This window comes from Halomicrobium urmianum (genome assembly GCF_020217425.1).
Classification (GTDB): Archaea; Halobacteriota; Halobacteria; order Halobacteriales; family Haloarculaceae; genus Halomicrobium; species Halomicrobium urmianum.
In genome coordinates, this window is sequence record NZ_CP084090.1 from 1,076,774 (window position 1) to 1,095,396 (window position 18,623).

General features: G+C 60.2%; 13 protein-coding genes and 1 pseudogene. 10 read left to right on the forward strand and 4 right to left on the reverse strand.

All coding sequences use genetic code 11. From position 1 onward, the window contains the following. The first annotated feature begins 4 nt into the window (after nucleotides 1–4). From LCY71_RS05345 to LCY71_RS05355, 3 genes are all read left to right on the forward strand, one after another. Complete coding sequence (locus LCY71_RS05345; RefSeq protein ID WP_225335330.1) at nucleotides 5–697, forward strand: nucleotidyltransferase domain-containing protein; 693 nt, start codon at nucleotides 5–7, stop codon at nucleotides 695–697. Then, nucleotides 690–1,196, forward strand: a complete 507-nt coding sequence (locus tag LCY71_RS05350) for a DUF8154 family protein (protein ID WP_225335331.1) — start codon at nucleotides 690–692, stop codon at nucleotides 1,194–1,196. The genes LCY71_RS05345 and LCY71_RS05350 overlap by 8 nt, the downstream gene beginning before the upstream one ends. 64 nt (nucleotides 1,197–1,260) lie before the next feature. Next, nucleotides 1,261–1,425 carry a hypothetical protein gene (locus LCY71_RS05355; protein WP_225335332.1) on the forward strand — a complete coding sequence of 55 codons (165 nt, stop codon included), beginning with the start codon at nucleotides 1,261–1,263 and terminating at the stop codon, nucleotides 1,423–1,425. A gap of 367 nt (nucleotides 1,426–1,792) precedes the next feature. On the opposite strand, the pseudogene LCY71_RS05360 reads toward LCY71_RS05355, so the two are convergent. Continuing rightward, a pseudogene (locus LCY71_RS05360) lies at nucleotides 1,793–2,365 on the reverse strand (transposase domain-containing protein). 361 nt (nucleotides 2,366–2,726) lie between these two features. Here LCY71_RS05360 and LCY71_RS05365 point away from each other — a divergent pair. After that, nucleotides 2,727–4,112 carry an alkaline phosphatase family protein gene (locus LCY71_RS05365; RefSeq protein ID WP_225335333.1) on the forward strand — a complete coding sequence of 462 codons (1,386 nt, stop codon included), beginning with the start codon at nucleotides 2,727–2,729 and terminating at the stop codon, nucleotides 4,110–4,112. A gap of 45 nt (nucleotides 4,113–4,157) precedes the next feature. Here the strand turns inward: LCY71_RS05365 and LCY71_RS05370 are convergent, their stop codons facing one another. Further along, complete coding sequence (locus LCY71_RS05370) at nucleotides 4,158–5,375, reverse strand: RNA-guided endonuclease InsQ/TnpB family protein (RefSeq protein WP_225335084.1); 1,218 nt, start codon at nucleotides 5,373–5,375, stop codon at nucleotides 4,158–4,160. A 653-nt stretch (nucleotides 5,376–6,028) separates the two neighbouring features. Between LCY71_RS05370 and LCY71_RS05375 the strand changes: the two genes are divergently transcribed. Next, a complete protein-coding gene (locus tag LCY71_RS05375) occupies nucleotides 6,029–6,832 on the forward strand; it encodes a MarR family transcriptional regulator (protein WP_225335334.1) in 804 nt (267 codons plus the stop codon). 3,506 nt (nucleotides 6,833–10,338) lie between these two features. On the opposite strand, the gene LCY71_RS05380 is transcribed toward LCY71_RS05375, so the two are convergent. Next, nucleotides 10,339–10,971: a DUF7504 family protein gene (locus LCY71_RS05380; RefSeq protein ID WP_225335335.1), complete on the reverse strand. Its 633-nt coding sequence runs from the start codon at nucleotides 10,969–10,971 to the stop codon at nucleotides 10,339–10,341. A gap of 303 nt (nucleotides 10,972–11,274) precedes the next feature. Between LCY71_RS05380 and LCY71_RS05385 the strand changes: the two genes are divergently transcribed. Continuing rightward, entirely contained in the window at nucleotides 11,275–11,823 is a 549-nt protein-coding gene (locus LCY71_RS05385; RefSeq protein WP_225335336.1) for a MarR family transcriptional regulator, read from the forward strand. A 62-nt stretch (nucleotides 11,824–11,885) separates the two neighbouring features. Here the strand turns inward: LCY71_RS05385 and LCY71_RS05390 are convergent, their stop codons facing one another. Continuing rightward, on the reverse strand, nucleotides 11,886–12,713 hold the full coding sequence (locus LCY71_RS05390; RefSeq protein WP_225333347.1) for an IS5 family transposase: 828 nt from the start codon (nucleotides 12,711–12,713) through the stop codon (nucleotides 11,886–11,888). Between the two features lie 719 nt (nucleotides 12,714–13,432). Here LCY71_RS05390 and LCY71_RS05395 point away from each other — a divergent pair. Genes LCY71_RS05395 through LCY71_RS05410 form a run of 4 tightly spaced genes read left to right on the forward strand, consistent with a single transcriptional unit; the run spans nucleotide 13,433 to nucleotide 18,455 of the window. After that, nucleotides 13,433–14,665 (forward strand): BMP family lipoprotein, encoded by a 1,233-nt coding sequence (locus LCY71_RS05395; protein ID WP_225335337.1) that lies wholly within the window; start codon nucleotides 13,433–13,435, stop codon nucleotides 14,663–14,665. Nucleotides 14,666–14,713: 48 nt separating this feature from the next. Continuing rightward, entirely contained in the window at nucleotides 14,714–16,276 is a 1,563-nt protein-coding gene (locus LCY71_RS05400) for an ABC transporter ATP-binding protein (protein ID WP_225335338.1), read from the forward strand. Between the two features lie 50 nt (nucleotides 16,277–16,326). After that, nucleotides 16,327–17,403: an ABC transporter permease gene (locus LCY71_RS05405; RefSeq protein WP_373325153.1), complete on the forward strand. Its 1,077-nt coding sequence runs from the start codon at nucleotides 16,327–16,329 to the stop codon at nucleotides 17,401–17,403. After that, on the forward strand, nucleotides 17,400–18,455 hold the full coding sequence (locus LCY71_RS05410; protein ID WP_225335340.1) for an ABC transporter permease: 1,056 nt from the start codon (nucleotides 17,400–17,402) through the stop codon (nucleotides 18,453–18,455). Before LCY71_RS05405 ends, LCY71_RS05410 begins: the two co-directional genes overlap by 4 nt. The last annotated feature ends 168 nt before the right edge of the window (nucleotides 18,456–18,623 follow it).

Here is an 18,623-nt window from a genome sequence, read left to right on the forward strand (position 1 = left end):
GCCAATGAAAACGGAATCGAACGGTATTTCTACTGATAGAACGCAGATAGCGGTCGACGTTCCCGTTCGAGACGGCCGGTTGCTAAAGGGCGATGCCACAGAAGACGTCCTGCTGTTTTTGACGCGGCATCACGACGAGTCGTTCTCGATGACGGACGTCGCCGAGGCGGTCGGCTACACGCGGCCGACGATCACCAAGACGGTCGACGTCCTCGCCAACAACGACCTCGTCGTCGAGGAACGCGACGGGACGCGTCGGCTCGTGCAGATCAACCGCGACCGGCTGACCCGTCCGGACGACCCTTACCTCGAGGTTCCGCAGTCGGAGTTCCACGCCCCCGTGAAGGCGGCGACAGAGGCGTTGCTGGACGAACTCGCCGGCGTCCTCGCCGTCGTCCTCTACGGGAGCGTCGCCCGCGGCGAGGCCGACCGCCGCAGCGACGTCGACCTCTGGGTGCTGGTGCGCGAGGACAGGCTGGGCAATCAACGACGGGCGAACCGCGTCAGGCAGTCCCTCGAAGGGGAAGCGTTCGACGGCGACCGTTACGCCTTCGAGATCGACGTCGAGGGCCTGCAGGCCGTTCCGAACTACGCGGACGATCTGCGCGATATCCTCCGCGACGGTATCGCCCTCCACCGGACGGACGAGTTCGACACGGTCCGCCAGATGGTCATGCACGGTGATGCCGATGAGTGATCCGAACGCCGTCAGGGAGGCGCTCGACGCGGCCGTCGACGCCTTCAACGAGGCGGGCCACGGTATCCCGACGCGAGAACCGGCGATCGACGCGGACGCCGACTGGAAGACGCAGCTCACCAAAGGGTGTCGGCTCCTCGCCGTCGTCGAGGAGATCGGGGGCGGCGGCTACTACACCGCCGTCGTCGAGCTGTGCTTCGGTATCGTCGAACGGTCGCTGGAGGCGTTCCTCATCGCGGAGGGCGGCGATGAACTGCGCGACTTCCAGACGGACTCGCACGACCGTTGCTACGACCGGGCGGCGCGATTTGGCCTCTTTACGCGGAGGCTGGCCCGCGAACTCAAAGACCTGTACGGCGACAACCGGACGGACAGCTACTACGGTGGCCGGCATCCGACGAGCCAGCAGGCCGATGCGATGTACCGGTTGGCCCGCGAAATCCACCGACACGTCACTGACCAGATCCGTGAAGGCGGAGTGTGTAACTGCGATCGGTGACCGAGCGAGAGAGCGTTGACCGCCGGAGTTGTAGAGGCCGTTGCCTGCGACTTCTTCACGGTGAATGCTGACGGTGCCCGGTGTTCTGGACCGGTACGATCACACTCGGGGCCGTGCCGGCGGCGTCTACTATGCGTACGAACTCGCGGTCGATCTGGAGACGGTGCTGTCCGCACTGGACGACGTCCGTGCCCTGGACCCGATCGACGTCTCGAATCTCAGTGGCTAGCACCCCTTCGAGAACAATTGAAACGATGGTGTGTGTGTCCAGTCCAGTGTTACTACGAGGGTCAACTATCGTAGAAATTGAATGAACTGACACACTCGAGGGACACTCCGGGTGCCCCTCGATGTGTAACTAGTTTCAATTTCTACTATAGCTCCGATCGCTATTCGGTTCCATTCCGTACTAGCGGACGGTCGATCCGAATACAACGATCGGAAGAACACTGGTCTCTGGTCATGTGAACCGGTTTCACAGAGATGTACAGACTGTGAATGTCGACATCGTGTCGGTGCCGTGCTCTGGCTCGGAGAATTCCTCGACCGTAATCTACCGCGTGTGAGTCCAGCCAGCTGCTCGTCCCCGGTATCGTTCAGAGCAACTGATTCCAGGCGAGTGCTTGAAGCCGCGGTTCGGTGGATTCTGTTGAGACCTTGTAGAAATGTTTACAAATTGGTCTGTTCGTCGTTTTATCCCTTCGAATACTCGTTCGACAGCGTTCCGATTTCCATGAGTAACGTGCTGAAACCGGAGGCTGTAGCGGCGGATCACGGCCTGAAGCCACGACGCTCCGTCGACGAGAAACAGGGCGTCGGCGACGTCGCGTTTCTCGCGGGGTTCGCGGAGAAACCGTTCGGTGAGTGCGATCGTATACGCCGGATGAAGCCTGACGTGCTGAATTCGTCTGTCGCGGACCCGGCCGCCGCCAAAGCCAGTGGCGTTCATCGTCCAGTCGAATCACCGTCTCCTCCAGCGCTACGCGATTCGGTGGTTTACCGTCCTCGGACTGTATATCGGCCTTCCGCATCCAGTTGTGGACGATCGTCTGACAGCGATCGACGCCAAAGATATAGAGAGTTGATACTGTACTAATAAGTTATAATTCGGCCGCAGACGGATGGATGCTGAGTTTCATCAGCGGTTGCAGTGTCGCTTCTCGCTCCACGAGCTCTCACTCGTGGCCTCCGCTATAGTAGAAATTGAATGCACTGACACACTCGAGTGACACTCCGGGTGCCCCTCGATGTGTAACTAGTTTCAATTTCTACTATCGGTCTCGTGGGGCGGTCGATCTCGGGCATGGACACCGAGAAATCGGTCCGACTCGTTCTTCGGTCCGTCTCTGAACAGTACCTTGGATCGGTCCGAATCGATATAAGGACAGATGATAATAACTGGTCTATGACTAGAACGGAGTGCAGACCAGCTGCCTCTTATTGGCAGACCAACGCTAGCGGATCGTCCCTGTTGAAGCGCCGTGTGAGAAACCGTCACTACCTAGCTGTAGACTATTCGCACAACCACTCATGACGTCAGAGCGCATCTGTCTAATCGATGCCGTCGGACTCACGCCGGAACTGATCGGTGAACACACGCCTGTACTACAGTCGCTGGCGGAGGCTGGCGGGTCGACCGGCGCGCAACCGTTGACGGGTGTCACACCGGCAGTCACGCTCACCCCCCAGGCGTCGGTACTGACCGGTACCCCTCCTTCCCAGCACGGAGCCGTCGCCAACGGCTGGCTGTACGACACCCAGGAGATCCGCCTCTGGCAACAGTCGCGTCAATTGATACAGGGGGAGACGGTCTACGAGGCCGCCAGGGAGGAATTCGGCGACTCGTTTACCACCGCGTTGATCTTCGCCTGGTTCAGTCAGGGAGCGCTCGCTGCCGACTACCGGGTAATTCCGAAGCCGTGGTACGGATCGGACGGCAACAAGGTCTTCGACATTCACGGCGCACCGGCGTCGTACGTCGAGGACCTGAAGGATACTCTCAGCGAGTTCCCCTTCCACACCTTCTGGGGGCCTCAGTCGGGTTCGGCGGCGACCGAGTGGATCGCCGACGCGACGGCGAAGACGCTCCGGGAGCGTCAGCCGAATCTCACGATCACGTACCTGCCGGTACTCGACTACCCGTTCCAGAAGCACGGACCGGATCACCCGAAGTCCCGTGAGGCGCTGACGAAACTCGACGAGTACGTCGGACGGATCCGCGAAGCGGCCGAGGAGACTGACACGAAACTCGTGCTGTTCTCGGAGTACGGCATCACGTCGGTCTCCCGACCGATACACCTGAACCGGCTGTTTCGCGAGCAGGGCTGGCTGAGCGTCCGGGACGGCCCGTTCGGTGAGCAACTCGACGTCCACCAGTCCGAAGTGTTTGCCGTCGCGGACCACCAGGTGGCGCACGTGTACGTCCGAGATCCTGATCGGGTGTCGACGGTGAAGGCGCTGCTCGAGGATGTCGACGGGGTCGGAGAGGTCTGGGGCGACGCTGAGAAGGCCAAAAACGGGCTCGATCACCCCCGATCGGGCGAGCTAGTCGCGCTGGCTGAACCGGACAGCTGGTTCACCTACTACTTCTGGTTCAACGACGACCGCGCGCCAGACTACGCGCGAAGCGTCGCGATCCACGACAAACCCGGGTACGACCCGGTGGAGATGTTCTTCGATCCCGAGCTCGCGTATCCGAAGCTCACGGCCGGGCTGACGCTGGCGAAGAAGAAACTGGGCTTCCGATACCGCATGAGTCTGATACCGCTCGACGCTTCCCTCGTCCAGGGCAGTCACGGACTACCGCCGGCCTCTCCGGAGGAAGGGCCCGTCCTTGTCAGCCCGGATCTCACCCCGCCGGACGATCCCACGATGCTCGATATCAAACCATGGCTACTCGAACAGTACCGGTCGTAAATCGCCTCGGGGTCAAGCCCCGAGGCTTTCGCGTGGACTCCCGTTCTATGCCTCAACCGAGGCAGGGGGCACGTACTCCCCGCTCACGTTCAGCGTCCCGCGATTCAAGCGCACATCTACGGGTGCGCCTCCATCGTCTGCGTTTTGCCGACGACAGAGATACTGCAAACCGATGTTTTTTGAGGCGTTGTAGTCGGCGTGGTTCTCATATCCGCACTGCTGACACTCGAACGACTCTCCGTTACGGTTATCGTCGTGGGTAAACCCACACGTCGAACAACGTTTCGACGTATTGCGCGGGTCAACTTGTACGGCTTCGATACCGTGTTCTTTGGCTTTGTATTCGACGTACTCGTAGAGGCGTCGGAACGCCCAGACGTGTTGCCACGTCGCCTCGGGGATATTCTCCCGAATGTGGGTCAAGTCCTCAAACACGATGTGCGAACAGTCGTTCTCGACGGCCTCCTCGATAAGTTCGTTCGCCACCGTGTGCAGGTGTATCTCGAAGCGTCCGTACTCTTTCTGCCCGACTGACTCGATGTTTTCGTGGGCGTGGCGAGAGCCACACTGCTGAAGCGAGCCACGGCGTTTCTCGTACTCTCGTCGCCAATGGTTGAACTCGTCTGCCGACCAGAATCGTCCCGTCGAAGCAACGGCGAGGTTGTTCACGCCCAAATCCACACCAAGGACTGTTCTGTGCTTGGACTCGGATTCAGGCGGGTCCTCGTCTGCTTCGACTTTCCGCATTGAGGCGTGGAGATACCAGTCACCGTCTCGGTATTGTAAGTGCGCCATCCGAAACTCGAAATCCTCGTCGGAGACGTACTTGGTTGGCGGTGTCTCCGAGTCGTCGGGGAGAATGTAGTCGCACTCGACGCGCCCATCCACGGTCGAGAGGGAAACGTGGTCGCGGTGGAACGTCGCACTCCGCTTGTCGTAGACCGCGCTATCGGCAGAAAAGTGCGGTTGTGACGTGTTCTCACCGCGTTCGAGACGCGAGACTCCGCTTTTGACGGCTTCGACCGCCCTGCGAATCCCTTTCTGGACGAGATTCGCGGTAAGGTCGGTTTCGTCGCGGAGTCGGTCGTAGAGGGCGCGTTCGGCTTTGGCTTTCGAGGTGACGTGGTAGCCATCGTCGCCGTGCCAGCACCATTCGCTCGCGGTGTTGGCGCAGTGTTTGAACTGCTCGACAGTCTCTCGAAGCGAATCGTCGGCTCCTTCGGGAGTGTCGAGTTTGATGACGGCGGTACGACGGTATTCCACCGTGTTTTCACATATACGGACGGCGTTACTTATACGTTTGGGAGTCGGCCTGCCGTAGTGACATGGTTTGTGTCATCTGGTGTCGGCTTCCTCCCCGACCTCAAGGGTCGGGGCATCCGCCTCGTACTGCCTGTGAATTGACAGTCAACGCGCTAGGACTCGTCTGGATGTTCCACTGCCTCCGATCCTGCTTCGATACTCTCGTCTCGCCGTTCAGTGTAGTCTTTACCGCGCCCATTTAGTGTGTTAGATGCCAATATTCTGTTTAATATATATGATAATTATATAGTATAAAAGTAAATATAAATTTTATTCGTCCCCGTGAAGACGGGGACCGAGGCGTTGCTGGACAAGCTCGACGGCGACTTCGCCTTCGTTGAGGAGGTTGAAGACGGCCGAAACTACGCTGTCGTCGTCGACGCCGCGTAATATAAATAGGCCCGATATTATCGTCTGATCGTTAGTTGTGAAAATACCGTGAATTTATTTTGTTAACACCTGCGGAAACTCTTTGTTATATATATACGTTGGGCAAGCAAAAGCTAGATTAGTAAAGTATGCCTAAACAAACGGAATCAGTGTCAAGTGGGGTGCCACGTGCTGTTATCCACAAGCGAATTCTGGATATTGCTGAGGCGAATCCAGAGGCGTCGATGACAGCTATCGCCAACCAGGTCAGCGGTGCCTCGACGGAACTCGTCGAGGAAGTCCTGGCCGAATACGGTGATCCTGACAGCGAACCAATGGGTGCTGAAAATGGTTCGAAGGCAAATGATCAATCGGGCGGGGGATCATCGACTGCCGAATTAGCCGACAATGACGGAGGAACGACACCGTATGCAACTCCCGGTGAGAGAACGACAACCGCCGACTCCGAGAGCATAGAGACGTCGGCGAGCAGTAGCCGTGCCAGGTCCACGGTCAGTGGCGAGACAGAATCAGACAGTTCGTCGGACACCGCTCATCTACGATCGCAACTGTCCCAAGAGCAGCTCGAAACGTTACGGGTCATCCAGAGGCGGCCCGAGGCGACACAGGTCGAGATCGCAGCCGAACTCGGTGTCTCCCGAGCGACCGTGAGCAACCGGGTCAACGACGTCGAGGGTTTTGACTGGCAGAACCGGAACGAACTCGTCGACGTCGTCATCGAAGACAGCACGAGCGACAACGCAGGTGGTTGCACCCCGATCGAAGACGACGATATCGTGGACGAAGATCAGCCAAGTCCTACCTACGTAGCGGATGAGAGCGACGATATCGCGGCACAGATCGACAGAATCGGCGCCCGGCTTGATGAGATCGAGAATGTCATCGAGAATGATTCCTCAGGTGCGACGGAGGAACCGACGCTCGTGATCGAAGACCCGGATCTGATATACAGCGTCGTGCGGGCGATTATCGGAGACGGTGAACTCACCGAAGCAGAGGAACGCCAGTTCCTCTTGGCAGTACTATAGAGCCTTCTACTACTCGGTCGTAGCGAAGCTCGAAACGGCTACTGCAGAACTTGACACGTGGGTCGTGATTGCTACGGGAACCGGAGCTGGCATCCTGAACAGTCTGCTCTGTTGAATCCGCAGGCAGCGCGGGGATCGAGGGTGAGTACACGGTCATCAGGCGCCAGCGGCGATAGATTCTCACACGCGAACTTCGAACGATGGAGGTAGTTTCGGAGAGCGAGAGTCAATTCCGAACAGCCAGCTGTTGCTGACTCCTGCTCGAACGCTTGAGGCTAGTCCGCCGATCCCGCTGCCGTCATCGGATTCAACAGAGCAGAACAGTCCATTCGCGGTCGTGATGGCGTCACTGTCGAGGAGTTTCATCTCCAGATGAACTCCGGGGCGGTCACTATGAGTGCTGTAGCAGTTTGTCCTGCTACAGTCTCCGGTCCCACTAGTCTCGTAGTCGCGTGACCAGAGCCACCATGATCGGTGTGAACCTCCTCGGAATTAAGCCACGAAGCATTCGACATGCCCCGTTCATAAACCGGCCAGGACACGTATTTATCAGTCGACCGTCCTCGTGAAGTCGCACTTGGGACAGCTAATCTTCATCTGGGCGTTGATTCCGCCAGGTGGCTTCTTTCTGTGGTTCAGTAATGATCCACAGTCCGGACAAGTCGAGGGAGTGTCAGACAACTGTTCTATTAGATTGTATTTAACTGTTTCACTGAACAATACTGTCGTTAAATGGCGTTATGAACTAACGTACATCGTTAACATAGTTGACGGAAATCGAATGACTAACGAGATCGGTTTCGGACCTGCGGCAGGTACGTCTCCCCGCCAGTGGTAAGCGATTCTATAGAGTATACGTCCTTCCTTCGTCAGTGAGGGCTCTTGGTAGCTGAGTCACCTGCACCTACTGTAAGAATGCTATAAAATCGCAGCTCTCGTGGATGGCAAACTGCATCATATATGGTGTCAACCTTACGTAAATCTATTAAATCGATAGCTACCTCTAATCTTCTCTTATTGGGCACTCGAATACCAGTAGCCATGAAGTGCCGGAAACAGCCACGGAGCGCACTCGCTCCGTGGACTATGGACTGTGGGTAGGCGCAAACCGGAATCCGGGCAGATCCGGCGCCCAATAGTAGATATTCAAGTATAAAGTATCTTTCCCAAATGTATCATGCAGAGGTACTTACTTGAGAAGCGACCAGCACATTCGGGGCGGATTGATATCTCAAGTCATAATGTCGTCAGTTCAGGGTCCTGTCGGTGACGTAATGGGAGTGGGGCGGATCTCCGTCCCCGACTTCCATATACGTCCACTGGTGAACGAGCCGAGCTCGCACCTGCACTGCCAAGGCCAGTCAATCTCGGCACATAGCATACTCCCACACTGAAACATATAGGTAACAAATGGTGCGCACAGCTGGTGTTTGTGGAATAAATAGCAGCCAGATGACGACCAGAAACCATTATTCCCGGATCAACAACTGTCTGGGGACACGGTTAACCGTCTCACTATCGTCGTTGAGCCGTGACAGGAGAACCGATAGATCAGTCTGGACAGGGTGAGGATTCTATACGGAGAGTCCCGTGATCGGTCACTGGCGTCTGGAACGGTTCTCTGTTCCGAGGTTCGGAGGGCAAAGGTGCCCTCACAGGTGATCCGAGTTGATAGCCCCCTCATTGAGAGCCGAGAGCTAGATACTCCCGGCAATGACCAGTCATCTACCATCGTACAAATAATTGACGTAACAATATCACATATGATAGCACCTGTTACACTTCAGCTGAGACGCCGATCAGTGACACGCTTGTCGCACCGTGGATCCGACCCAGTTGGTTTTCTGGGTGCCCCGTTTCGCGCGAGTAGCGGCGGTAGTACTTGCGAGCAGGGGAGATACGCTTCTATCGATGACCGTCGTTCTGTGGGTGAGTGTCTCGCATCGGTTGAGATGAGGGCGGTAGAAGGAGCGTAGAGTTCTGCCCACGGTGTAGCTACCGCATCTCGTGAGGGGGTCTTCCGGGACCACACCCGGCGTGGAAGATATTTACTCGGTTGTTAAAAAAACTACACCATCTGTTTTGATCAGTTAGATAGAAACCACGGCAGGCGGTAGTTGGCCGGTCAGTCGGTGTGGGTGAGGCGAGCTCGGTGCCTGCTACTAGACCGGTACCGCTCACGGTTAGCGATTCAGTCTAGTGCCGAAGTAGCTCCGCCGCTATAGTAGCAATTGAAACTAGTTACACATCGAAGGGCACCCCGGGTGCCCCCCGAGTGTGTCCCTGCGTTCAATTGCTACTATAGACCGGTTCGTCGGACGCTCGTAGGTCGTTCGGGAGCTGCACCCACCTCCAGACTCTCGTCAGGTCCGTATTCGGTTCGGGAAGAGGGGAGGATGAGTAACCGAGGGCCCTACTGCCCCGAGTGCCACCCCTGACAGAAGGACGGGACAGGTCCTCTATCTGTCGCCGGGGATGCGAATCCGGCAGTACACCAATTATGTATCCTCATATAAATAAGTAATTGCGAAGTGTAAAGCAGGCGTTGGAGTCCGAACTGCAGAGTCGCCGTGCTAGCACCTCGACGAAGAGCGTATCGGTACGTCGTGTACTGGCAGTACCGCTCCAGCCGAAACGGCTCGATCGTCTGTGACGGGAGCGCGTATCGATCCCTGAGATCGGACGGGCGAATCGGACTGACCTCGTCGATAGTAGAGATTGAAACTAGTTACACATCGAGGGGTACCCCGAGTGCTCCTCGAGTGTGTCAGTGCGTTCAATCTCTACTATAGTCCATAGTCCGACTTGGAACGGGAGGTCGGCTCGTCGATCCACGTGCGTTCCGCCTTTCGATGCCATCGCTGTGGACCGGCTGCGATCGGTGGGGCAGTGGACGTGGGCGCCCACCCCCACCATTGCTGTCAGATTAGCGGCCAGACGGGTCCATGTCCGCTGTCCCACACCGGGCGCTTGCCCGGCGTCGATTGGTTGATAGCCGTCTCACAAATAGGTCATCTCCAGCGACAGCTCTCGAGATACGACGTATTCCCGAACGGCCGACCTCGTGCCGCTGCTTCGGAGTTGAGCGTCGCGGCGGTGCGGCCAGTACTGACCGGGCCGCCTTTCGAAGGGGGGTAGTGGGGGGATGCCGGGGTGACAGGCAGACAGGTGACTCCCGTTCGAGGCCTGCAGTGTTGTCACCCGCGTGTCGTGCACACGATCGCACAGACCACCTGGGTTGCCATCACAAGGCAGATCGTCCGGGCTGGGACGACCCCGGCGACAGTCAGTTGTGTTTAGGCAACTAAATAATTAACGACGTAGCATAAATTAGCTGTAGGTGGTGGTAATGCTAGACAGGTCTGGGACAGGTCGCTGGTCACGGCCGACAGAGGCGGACGCTGTTACAGGGCTGGCGCGCCGCCGGAGATGCCACACCGAAGTGGCCGACGAGAGATGAACGTCGTTCGGGACACCCGTGGATATCGGCATCGAAGCGTTCCTCGTCACCGGGCCCTGAACTGCCACTCGCCACCGTCGCGCTCGAGGACGCCGTCTACGAGCTGGCGGAACATCGCGATTGTTTGCTCGTCGTGGACCGTCGGGTCCATGTGGAAGTGCGCGATCGCTCCAGCCTGCGTGAATCGCTCGGTAACGAGATGGACGAACTTGAAGAGGTCTTCCTGGGAGACGTACTGGAGCAGGGGTGTCAGCGAGTGGAAACAGACGGCGAGTTGCTGCTCGGCGTCCGTGTCGGTTAATTCGTCGACCGCCTCCGTGATTTCGATGCCGAGTCTGGTGAGGTTAGACGGCGACGACACGGTCCTGATCGAGGGTTTTTCACACGCACCTGGGGGATCCTCCGTCGTCGGGCCGGACGAGGCCGACCGCGTAGACGTACCGATGTTGATCACCGTCGCTGCCGCGGGCGGCACGTCGGCGTGCTCTTCCCACTGTCGAACTCGATCTCCGGGCAACTGCGTGACCGTTACCTCGAGGACCGCCTCTTCGCTCGGCGGTGCGAGCGTCAGCAGGTCCATACAGATCGACGACTCCGTGGCACCGAACTCGGGTGCGAGTACGAGCACGTTCTCACCAGAGGAGACCGACTCTCTGATCGCGGATGCACTCTGACTCATTCAACTATTGTCCAGTCATGGTGGTACTATGTATTAAAATTATGGAACGTTTACGATCCAGACCGACAGATGTAGCTGTCCGATACGGATTGAAAGGCGATACCTTCCGCTTCGCATAGGCGTAACTAAACGCCGAAGCCAGACGCTATCAACCAGTATATCGCGTCTTCCGACTCTGAATCCGGGGTGCCGGCCGACGCCACTCGATCGGAGACCGTCGATAATTGCCCGTGTTCAGTGTTGGATAGTAGCAATATTTTTTTATGTAGGTGGTGAGTGTCTCTCCCCTGTACCAGGGGACCCATGAGTAATTCAACAGATCATCCGGCAGTACCGGACTCGATCGGACAGCGACAGGTCGTGGACGGGGCAGAGGAGACGCTACAGGCTGGGGCTAACGCGGAAGACTGCTATCCAGATCCGGAGGAGTTGACGCCGAAGCAACGGGAAACGATGCGCGCGATCAGGGAACACCCGAATGCGACCCAGCGGGAACTGGCTGACCGCCTCGACGTCACCAGTCCGACGATAAGCGTCCGAGTGAACAACATCGACGGTTTCGACTGGGAGAATCGCCAGGCGTTCGCCGAGGCTGTCCTGGGTGGTCCTCAATCAACCAGTGATGGGGAACGCGGCGTCGGAGCGGCCACTGACGCGGCTGACGACGTCGACGACATCGTTCAGCAACTGGAGTCGATCAGCGAGACGTGTGATCGACTGGTCTCTGACACGTCGGAATCCGTCGACATCGATCCCGAGCTCAGACACAAAGTCACGCACGCCTGCATGGAAGCCAACTACATCACCGAAGACGAGGAGCGACGGCTGCTAGAGATGATGATCAATGCCTGAACGGTGCTATAGTAGAAATTGAAACTAGTTGGCCGTGGTGAATCGCCAGACGTAGCTTGATTTCACGGTGTCACGGCTCGCTTGATGTTGTGAACGACACATTTCAGGACGATTTCGCGGAACTCCCGAAACCACGCTCGCGCACGCACGGCGTCGCCGAGCGTGCGCTTGATCGTCGAGAAGACGGTTTCACACGTCGATCGTTGGCGGTAGCGAGGCCCATCGATCCGCGCGTTGTGCGCGTGATCGATGGGCCGGAACTCGCGGTGTTTGATCAGTGGTCTCACGCCCTCATCGCGGAGTTTCTCGCGTAATTCCATCCAGTCGTAGCCTTTGTCTGCAGCGAGGCTGGCCAGGTCGCCCGCGTTGCGGCGGGCGACCTGCCAGCCGAGCTGTGTGTCGTGGCGTTTCTCGGTCGTACAGTGAACGTCCAGAATCGCGTGGCTTTCTGTGTCGACGAGCGCAGTCGTTTTGAGCGTCTGGACGCGGTAATTCGTCCGGCGGCAGTAGTGTTTGCTGGCGGTTTCGCGGTCGAAGAACGTCGCGTCGATGGCGGCGTGACCGCTTGGCTCGTGCAGCTGCGCCGAGAGGCGCAGCAGTACTCGCCAGAGCGCTGTCTTGATTCTGTCAAACCACTTGACTAGCGTGGAGTGGTCGGGAAGATCGGCCGCGTTGAGGCCGATCTCCCCGAGTATTTGTGGCATCTCACTCAGCAAATCGAGTGCTTCTCGGTAGGATTTTTCCAGGTAAACCCGCAGACAGTGCAGCGACACTACCGCATACTCGGCGAAGCCGCCACCCCCTTCGGGGGCGGCGACTTCGCCTCGCCCACCAACAGCATTTTTAGCTAACTGAACGACTTTGCTCGTGAAGCGGGAAATTTTCGACATAGGCATCGACGGTTTCCCGCTTCACTTTCCTCGTTCTGACGGTCGAAGCCGACGCCGTCTAGCGATTCACCAGAGCCAAACTAGTTACACATCGAGGGACACCCAGGGTGCCCCTCGAGTGTGTCAGTGCGTTCAATTTCTACTATAGGTCGAACGGTCGCAAGGCGCGCGGTCGAACCGGAGTCCGGTACCGATTCGGGGTGGTGTAGTGCAAGTTGGTCCGGTCAGCGCGGAATCGCGCTGCACGTCGGACCCTGGGTGAGCCGTTCACGTTTCTGCTGGAACTGCGATGGGCGTTTGGTGGCTCGTCTTGCTGGAACTGCGATAGGCGTTCGGTGGTTCGTCTCGGAGGCTATCTGCCGGACATCGAACCCCGGCGGACCGGTCGGCCCCGCGATCGCAGCATCTTCTAGCGGGCGCTAGAGCCGCGCGCGGAACAGGATCGGCCACAGCTCGTCGAAGTCACACCTCCACGATACGGACCAATCGGGCAACGAGCGCCGGTAGAACAGTTGAAACGGAGGTTGACAGCGGTTACGAACGATGTACGCTCGTCGTAAGTGACGAACAGTCCGACTAGACTGGCGGTAGACAGTGCGTGCGTTCTCCCGATCCGACCGCCGGGACCGTGTTATCGGCCGAGAGGGCGGTTCTGTCCTCCCATCGAGGCGTAAGTTCGCAATGCTTTATAGTCCTTGAATGACACCGGCAAGATGGCTATGAGCTCCGATTCAGACCAGACTACCAAATCTGGCCGAGAGTACGCTCGCAAGCTGACGGCGAGCGACATCGACAGGCGTACCGTGCTTCGATCAGGTGCTGGCGTCGCTCTGGGCGGACTATTCGCCGGCTGTTCGGGGGACGGGGGTTCCGGAGACACTCCCACTGAAACGGACGAGACAGAGGGCGGCGGCGACGGTGAGACGACCGACGAGTCGACCACGGAAACCACGACGTCGGGCGGGGACTCGGGAGAGGCGACGAACATCGCGATCATCTCCAGTCCGGCGGGCTTCGGTGACCAGGCGTTCAACGACCTCGCGTGGCAGGGACTCCAGTCCGCCGCAGAGGAACACAACATCGAACTCCAGCAGGTCGAGGAGACGAACCAGGCCAACTACGGGACCGTTCAGTCGCGGCTGGCCGAGAGCTCCAATCCCGATTACGACCTGATCGTGATGGTCGGTTACCAGCACACGCAGGCTCTGCAGGAGAACGCCCAGCAGTACTCGGACCAGCGATGGATGCTGATCAACGACCACATCGATCAGGACAACGTGGCGGGCTACATCTGGGCCAACCACGAGATGTCGTTCCAGGCGGGCGTGCTCGCCGGCACGATGACGACCCGCGAGTTCTCTCACGAGGGTAACTCGCTCAATCCCGACAACGCCACGGTCGGCTTCGTCGGTGGCGTCGACGGTGCACTCATCAACGCCTTCGAGCGCGCGTACGTCGCGGGCGCTGAGTGGGTCAACGAGGATGTCAACGTCCAGGTCGGCTACATCGGGAACTACAACGACACGCAAACGGCGTCGAACATCGCCTCCTCGCAGTACGACGCCGGCGCGGACATCGTCTATCACGCGGCCGCGGCCGCGGGACGTGGCGTCTTCCAGGCTGCCCAGGACGCCAGCCGGTTCGCAATCGGCGTCGACGCCGATCAGTCCGTGACGCTGCCGGACTACCAGGACGTCATCATGGGCTCGGCGATCAAGCGGATCAACGAGGGCACCCGGATGGTGGCGTCCGCGGTCGCTCAGGACAACTGGAGCGAGGTCAACGGCCGGAACGTCCTCGGGCTCGAAGAGGACGCCGTCGCTATGGTGCTCGGCGATACCGTCGGCGATCAGCTGCCCGACGTGGTTCAGGAGAACCTGGACGAGGCGAAGCAGGGAATCGTCGACGGCGACATCTCGGTCCCCTGTAGCGCGAGTGGCTGCAACAACTGACTGACCGGTCACCGAACCGGTTTTCCGAAACGACGACACTCACCACCAATGAGCGACACAACGGCACCCGCGGTCGAACTCGACGGCATCACCAAGCGGTTCGGTGACGTCGTCGCCAACGACGGCGTGGACCTCACGGTCGACAGCGGGACGGTCCACGCGCTCGTCGGCGAGAACGGCGCGGGCAAGACGACGTTGATGAGTATCCTCTACGGCCTCTACGATTCCGACGGCGGGACGATCCGGATCGACGGCGAGCCCCAGCAGTTCGACTCTCCTCGGGACGCCATCGACGCCGGTGTCGGGATGATACATCAGCACTTCCAGCTGATCGACACGATGACCGTCGTCCAGAACGTCATCCTGGGCCACGAACCGACCGACGCCGGGCTCGTCGACGAGGACGACGCCCGCGATCGCATCCGCGAGGTCTGTGACACCTACGGGTTCGACGTCGATCAGTACCTCGACGCGCCCGTCGAGGAACTCGGCGTCGGCGTCCAGCAACACGTCGAGATCGTCAAGAGCCTCTACCGCGGGGCCGACGTGCTGATCCTCGACGAGCCGACCGCCGTGCTCACTCCCCAGGAGGTCGAGGAGCTATACGATGTGATGGAGGAACTGACCGAAGACGGTCGATCACTTATCTTCATCACCCACAAGCTCGAGGAGGCGATGACGGCCGCCGACAGAATCACAGTCCTGCGCGACGGGAAGTCCGTCGGTACCGTCGACGCCGACGAGACCACCGAGCAGGAACTCGCCCGCATGATGGTCGGACGTGACGTCCTGTTCGACACCGAGGAGCGCACGACCGAGCCCGGCGACGTGATCCTCGAGACGCAGGACCTGCGCGTCCGCGACGACCGCGACATCGAACAGGTCAGCGGCGTCGATCTCACCGTCCGATCGGGTGAAGTGCTCGGTATCGCCGGCGTCGACGGGAACGGTCAGGCCGAACTCGTCGAGGCGATCACCGGTCTCAGGTCTGCCGAGTCCGGGACGGTCACGTTCCAGGGCGAGGACTTCCAGGATATGAGTCGGCGCGAGCGCATCGAGTCGGGTATCGCCTACATCCCGGAGGACCGCCAGGAAGAAGGCCTCGTTCAGGACTACAACCTCGTCCGTAACGCCCTCCTCGGGAACCAGACTATCGAGCCGTACGTCGAGGGCGGGTTCATCGACTGGAGCACCGTGCGCGAGCACGCCGCGGACGTCATCGAGGCGTACGACGTTCAACCGCCAAATCCGGACGCCGACGCGGCGTCACTGTCCGGTGGTAACCAGCAGAAGTTCGTCGTCGGGCGCGAACTGGAACGCGATCCAGACCTCGTCGTCGCCTCGCACCCGACCCGTGGAGTCGACATCGGTTCGATCGAGTTCATCCACAACCGCCTGGTCGACATGCGCGACGCCGGCTTGGGCGTCCTGCTGGTCTCCTCGAAGCTCGACGAGATCCAGAAGCTCTCGGACCGCCTGGCCGTGATGTACGAGGGCGAGTTCGTCGACGTCGTCGATCCCGACGACGTGACGGAGTCCGAGATCGGCCTCATGATGGCCGGCCGCGGAGCGTCCGAGTCCGACGCAGAGGAAGAGGAGGTCCAGCCGTGAGCGCCGCGCTAGACCGCACGCGGGCGGCCGTCGACCAGATGGCGGATCGGATGCTCGAGGCGAGCGTCCTGGAGCGGTTCGCTATCGCCATCGCGTCGACGCTGCTCGCCTTGCTGATCGGCTCGGTGATCGTCACCGCGACCGGCTACGACGCCGTCACGTTCGTCTCGGCGCTGGTGTACGGCGCGGTGGGCAGTAGCTCGAACGTCGCGTTTACGCTCCGACAGTCGACGATGCTCATCCTCACGGGCGTGGCCGTCGCTGTCGCCTTCCGCGCCGGCGTGTTCAACATCGGGGTCCAGGGCCAGTTCGTCGTCGGCGGCTTCGCGACTGCGGTGACGATCCTCTTTCTGGCGCCGGTCCTCCCGGGCGGCGCCGTCGGCGGCGTCGTCCTCATGGTCCTCGGAACCATCGCGGCGATCGTCGCCGGCGGCGCGTACGCCGCGCTGCCGGGACTCATGAAGGCGTACGCGGGCGCGAACGAGGTGATCACGACCATCATGCTGAACTTCATCGCCTCCGGCGTCGTCTACTTCCTCATCGACGCCTACCTCAGCCCGGAGGGGACCTCCGCGCCGAACACCGAGTCCTTCCCCGAATCCGTGGCTCTCCCGGGAATCGTCTTCAACAGTGGTTCGTTCTCGGTCATCGGCCTCGGTGTCGCACTCCTGGCGGCGGTCGTCGTCTTCGTCTTCTTGAACCGGACGAGCTTCGGGTACGACCTCGTGACCAGCGGTCACCAGGAATCCGCGGCCGCATACTCCGGCGTCGACGCCGATCGGATGATCGTCTCGACGATGACGATCTCCGGGATGGTCGCCGGCCTGGCCGGCGCCGTCTTCGCTATCATGATCCTCGGGTACTACAGCGATCCCGCGACGTTCCCGACGTTCGGTTTCGACGCAATCGCCGTGAGTCTGCTCGCGGCGAACAACCCGCTCGCCGTCGTTCCCGCGGCGCTGCTGTTCGGCGGTCTCGACGCCGGCGGCCAGTACATCGGCTTCACGCTCAACGTCCCGGCCGAACTCGTCGACGGCGTCGTCGGGCTCATCGTCCTGTTCGTCGCGGCACCGGAGCTGTTCCGGATGAGCGCCAAGCGACTCGGTCTGGGAGGTGACGCCGAATGAGCGTCGCCGACTACGCCGCCGAGAACCGACTCACCGTCAGCGGCGCGCTGGTCGTCCTGCTGGTCGTGGCCGTCGGCGTCGCCCTGGACCTTCCCGGGTCCCGACTGCTGACCGTCGGCATGATCCAGCGGTCATTCCAGGCGGCGATGCCGATCGCGCTCGCAGCCATCGGCGGGTTGTACGCCGAGAAGAGCGGGGTCTTCAACATCGGCCTCGAGGGGTTCATGATCTTCGGCGCGCTGACCGCGGCCGCAGCGGCGTGGCTGATCTCGGGCGACGCGCCGATCTCGCAGATGGACCTGTGGCTCGCCATCCTCGTCGCCGTGCTGTTCACCGCCGTGCTGACGGTGGCGTTCGCGGTCCTGACGATTCGGTACAAGGCCGACCAGATCGTCGCGGGCCTCGCCGTGTGGTTCATCGGCCTCGGCTTCGGTCCGTTCGGCGCCACAGTCCTCTGGGGCGGGGTCTCCAGCCCCACGCTCAAGAACGTGAACAACGTCGTCATTCCGGGACTCGTCGAGCTGCCGGTCGTCGGCCGGTTGCTGTTCGACGCCTCGCCGCTCGTCATGCTCACCGTCGTCCTGACGGTGCTGGCCTGGATCGTCCTCTACCGGACCCGGTACGGGTACTGGATCCAGGCGGCCGGCGAGAACCCGGAGGCGCTGGACACGGCGGGCGTCAACGTCAACCGCGTCCGCTACGCCACGGTGATCTTCTCCGGTGCGATGGCCGGACTGGCGGGTGCCGTGCTCTCGGTTGGCCTCAGCAGTGGGTTCACCGGGACCGGCGTGACGATGGTCAACGGCCGCGGGTGGATCGCCATCGTCGCCTACCTGTTCGGCAACTACAACCCGATCGGGACCTTCTTCGCCTCGCTGCTGTTCGGCGCGATGGACATGCTCCAGATCCAGTTACAGACGATCGGTATCGCCTTACCGGGGAGCATTACCGGCCTGTTCCCCTACCTCGCCGTGCTCGTCGTCCTGACGCTGTTCGGGTACACGCGGGTGCCCGCAGCGGTCGGCGAGCCCTACGAAACCGAGGAGGAGTGACCACCGTCATGGCCCACGTGGTCCCGAGCGGAGAACGCTCCGGTGTACGACGGGCCGCCGGGAACCATCTGTTTTCACTGCGAGCGGAGGACGCGAATGCGAACGTACGCCTGTCACGAAAGGCGGTCAGAGCGGGAGTCCACCGACACCCCCGCCCTTTCGAGAAGG

What these genes read in the sequence shown, in the direction of transcription:
- LCY71_RS05365 (WP_225335333.1), top strand. Translation starts at nt 2,727, where the DNA reads ATGACGTCAGAGCGCATCTGTCTAATCGATGCCGTCGGACTCACGCCG.
- LCY71_RS05345 (WP_225335330.1), top strand. Translation starts at nt 5, where the DNA reads ATGAAAACGGAATCGAACGGTATTTCTACTGATAGAACGCAGATAGCG.
- LCY71_RS05375 (WP_225335334.1), top strand. Translation starts at nt 6,029, where the DNA reads ATGACAGCTATCGCCAACCAGGTCAGCGGTGCCTCGACGGAACTCGTC.
- LCY71_RS05405 (WP_373325153.1), top strand. Translation starts at nt 16,327, where the DNA reads ATGCTCGAGGCGAGCGTCCTGGAGCGGTTCGCTATCGCCATCGCGTCG.
- LCY71_RS05350 (WP_225335331.1), top strand. Translation starts at nt 690, where the DNA reads ATGAGTGATCCGAACGCCGTCAGGGAGGCGCTCGACGCGGCCGTCGAC.
- LCY71_RS05395 (WP_225335337.1), top strand. Translation starts at nt 13,433, where the DNA reads ATGAGCTCCGATTCAGACCAGACTACCAAATCTGGCCGAGAGTACGCT.
- LCY71_RS05385 (WP_225335336.1), top strand. Translation starts at nt 11,275, where the DNA reads ATGAGTAATTCAACAGATCATCCGGCAGTACCGGACTCGATCGGACAG.
- LCY71_RS05380 (WP_225335335.1), bottom strand. Translation starts at nt 10,971, where the DNA reads ATGAGTCAGAGTGCATCCGCGATCAGAGAGTCGGTCTCCTCTGGTGAG.
- LCY71_RS05400 (WP_225335338.1), top strand. Translation starts at nt 14,714, where the DNA reads ATGAGCGACACAACGGCACCCGCGGTCGAACTCGACGGCATCACCAAG.
- LCY71_RS05390 (WP_225333347.1), bottom strand. Translation starts at nt 12,713, where the DNA reads ATGTCGAAAATTTCCCGCTTCACGAGCAAAGTCGTTCAGTTAGCTAAA.
- LCY71_RS05410 (WP_225335340.1), top strand. Translation starts at nt 17,400, where the DNA reads ATGAGCGTCGCCGACTACGCCGCCGAGAACCGACTCACCGTCAGCGGC.
- LCY71_RS05355 (WP_225335332.1), top strand. Translation starts at nt 1,261, where the DNA reads ATGCTGACGGTGCCCGGTGTTCTGGACCGGTACGATCACACTCGGGGC.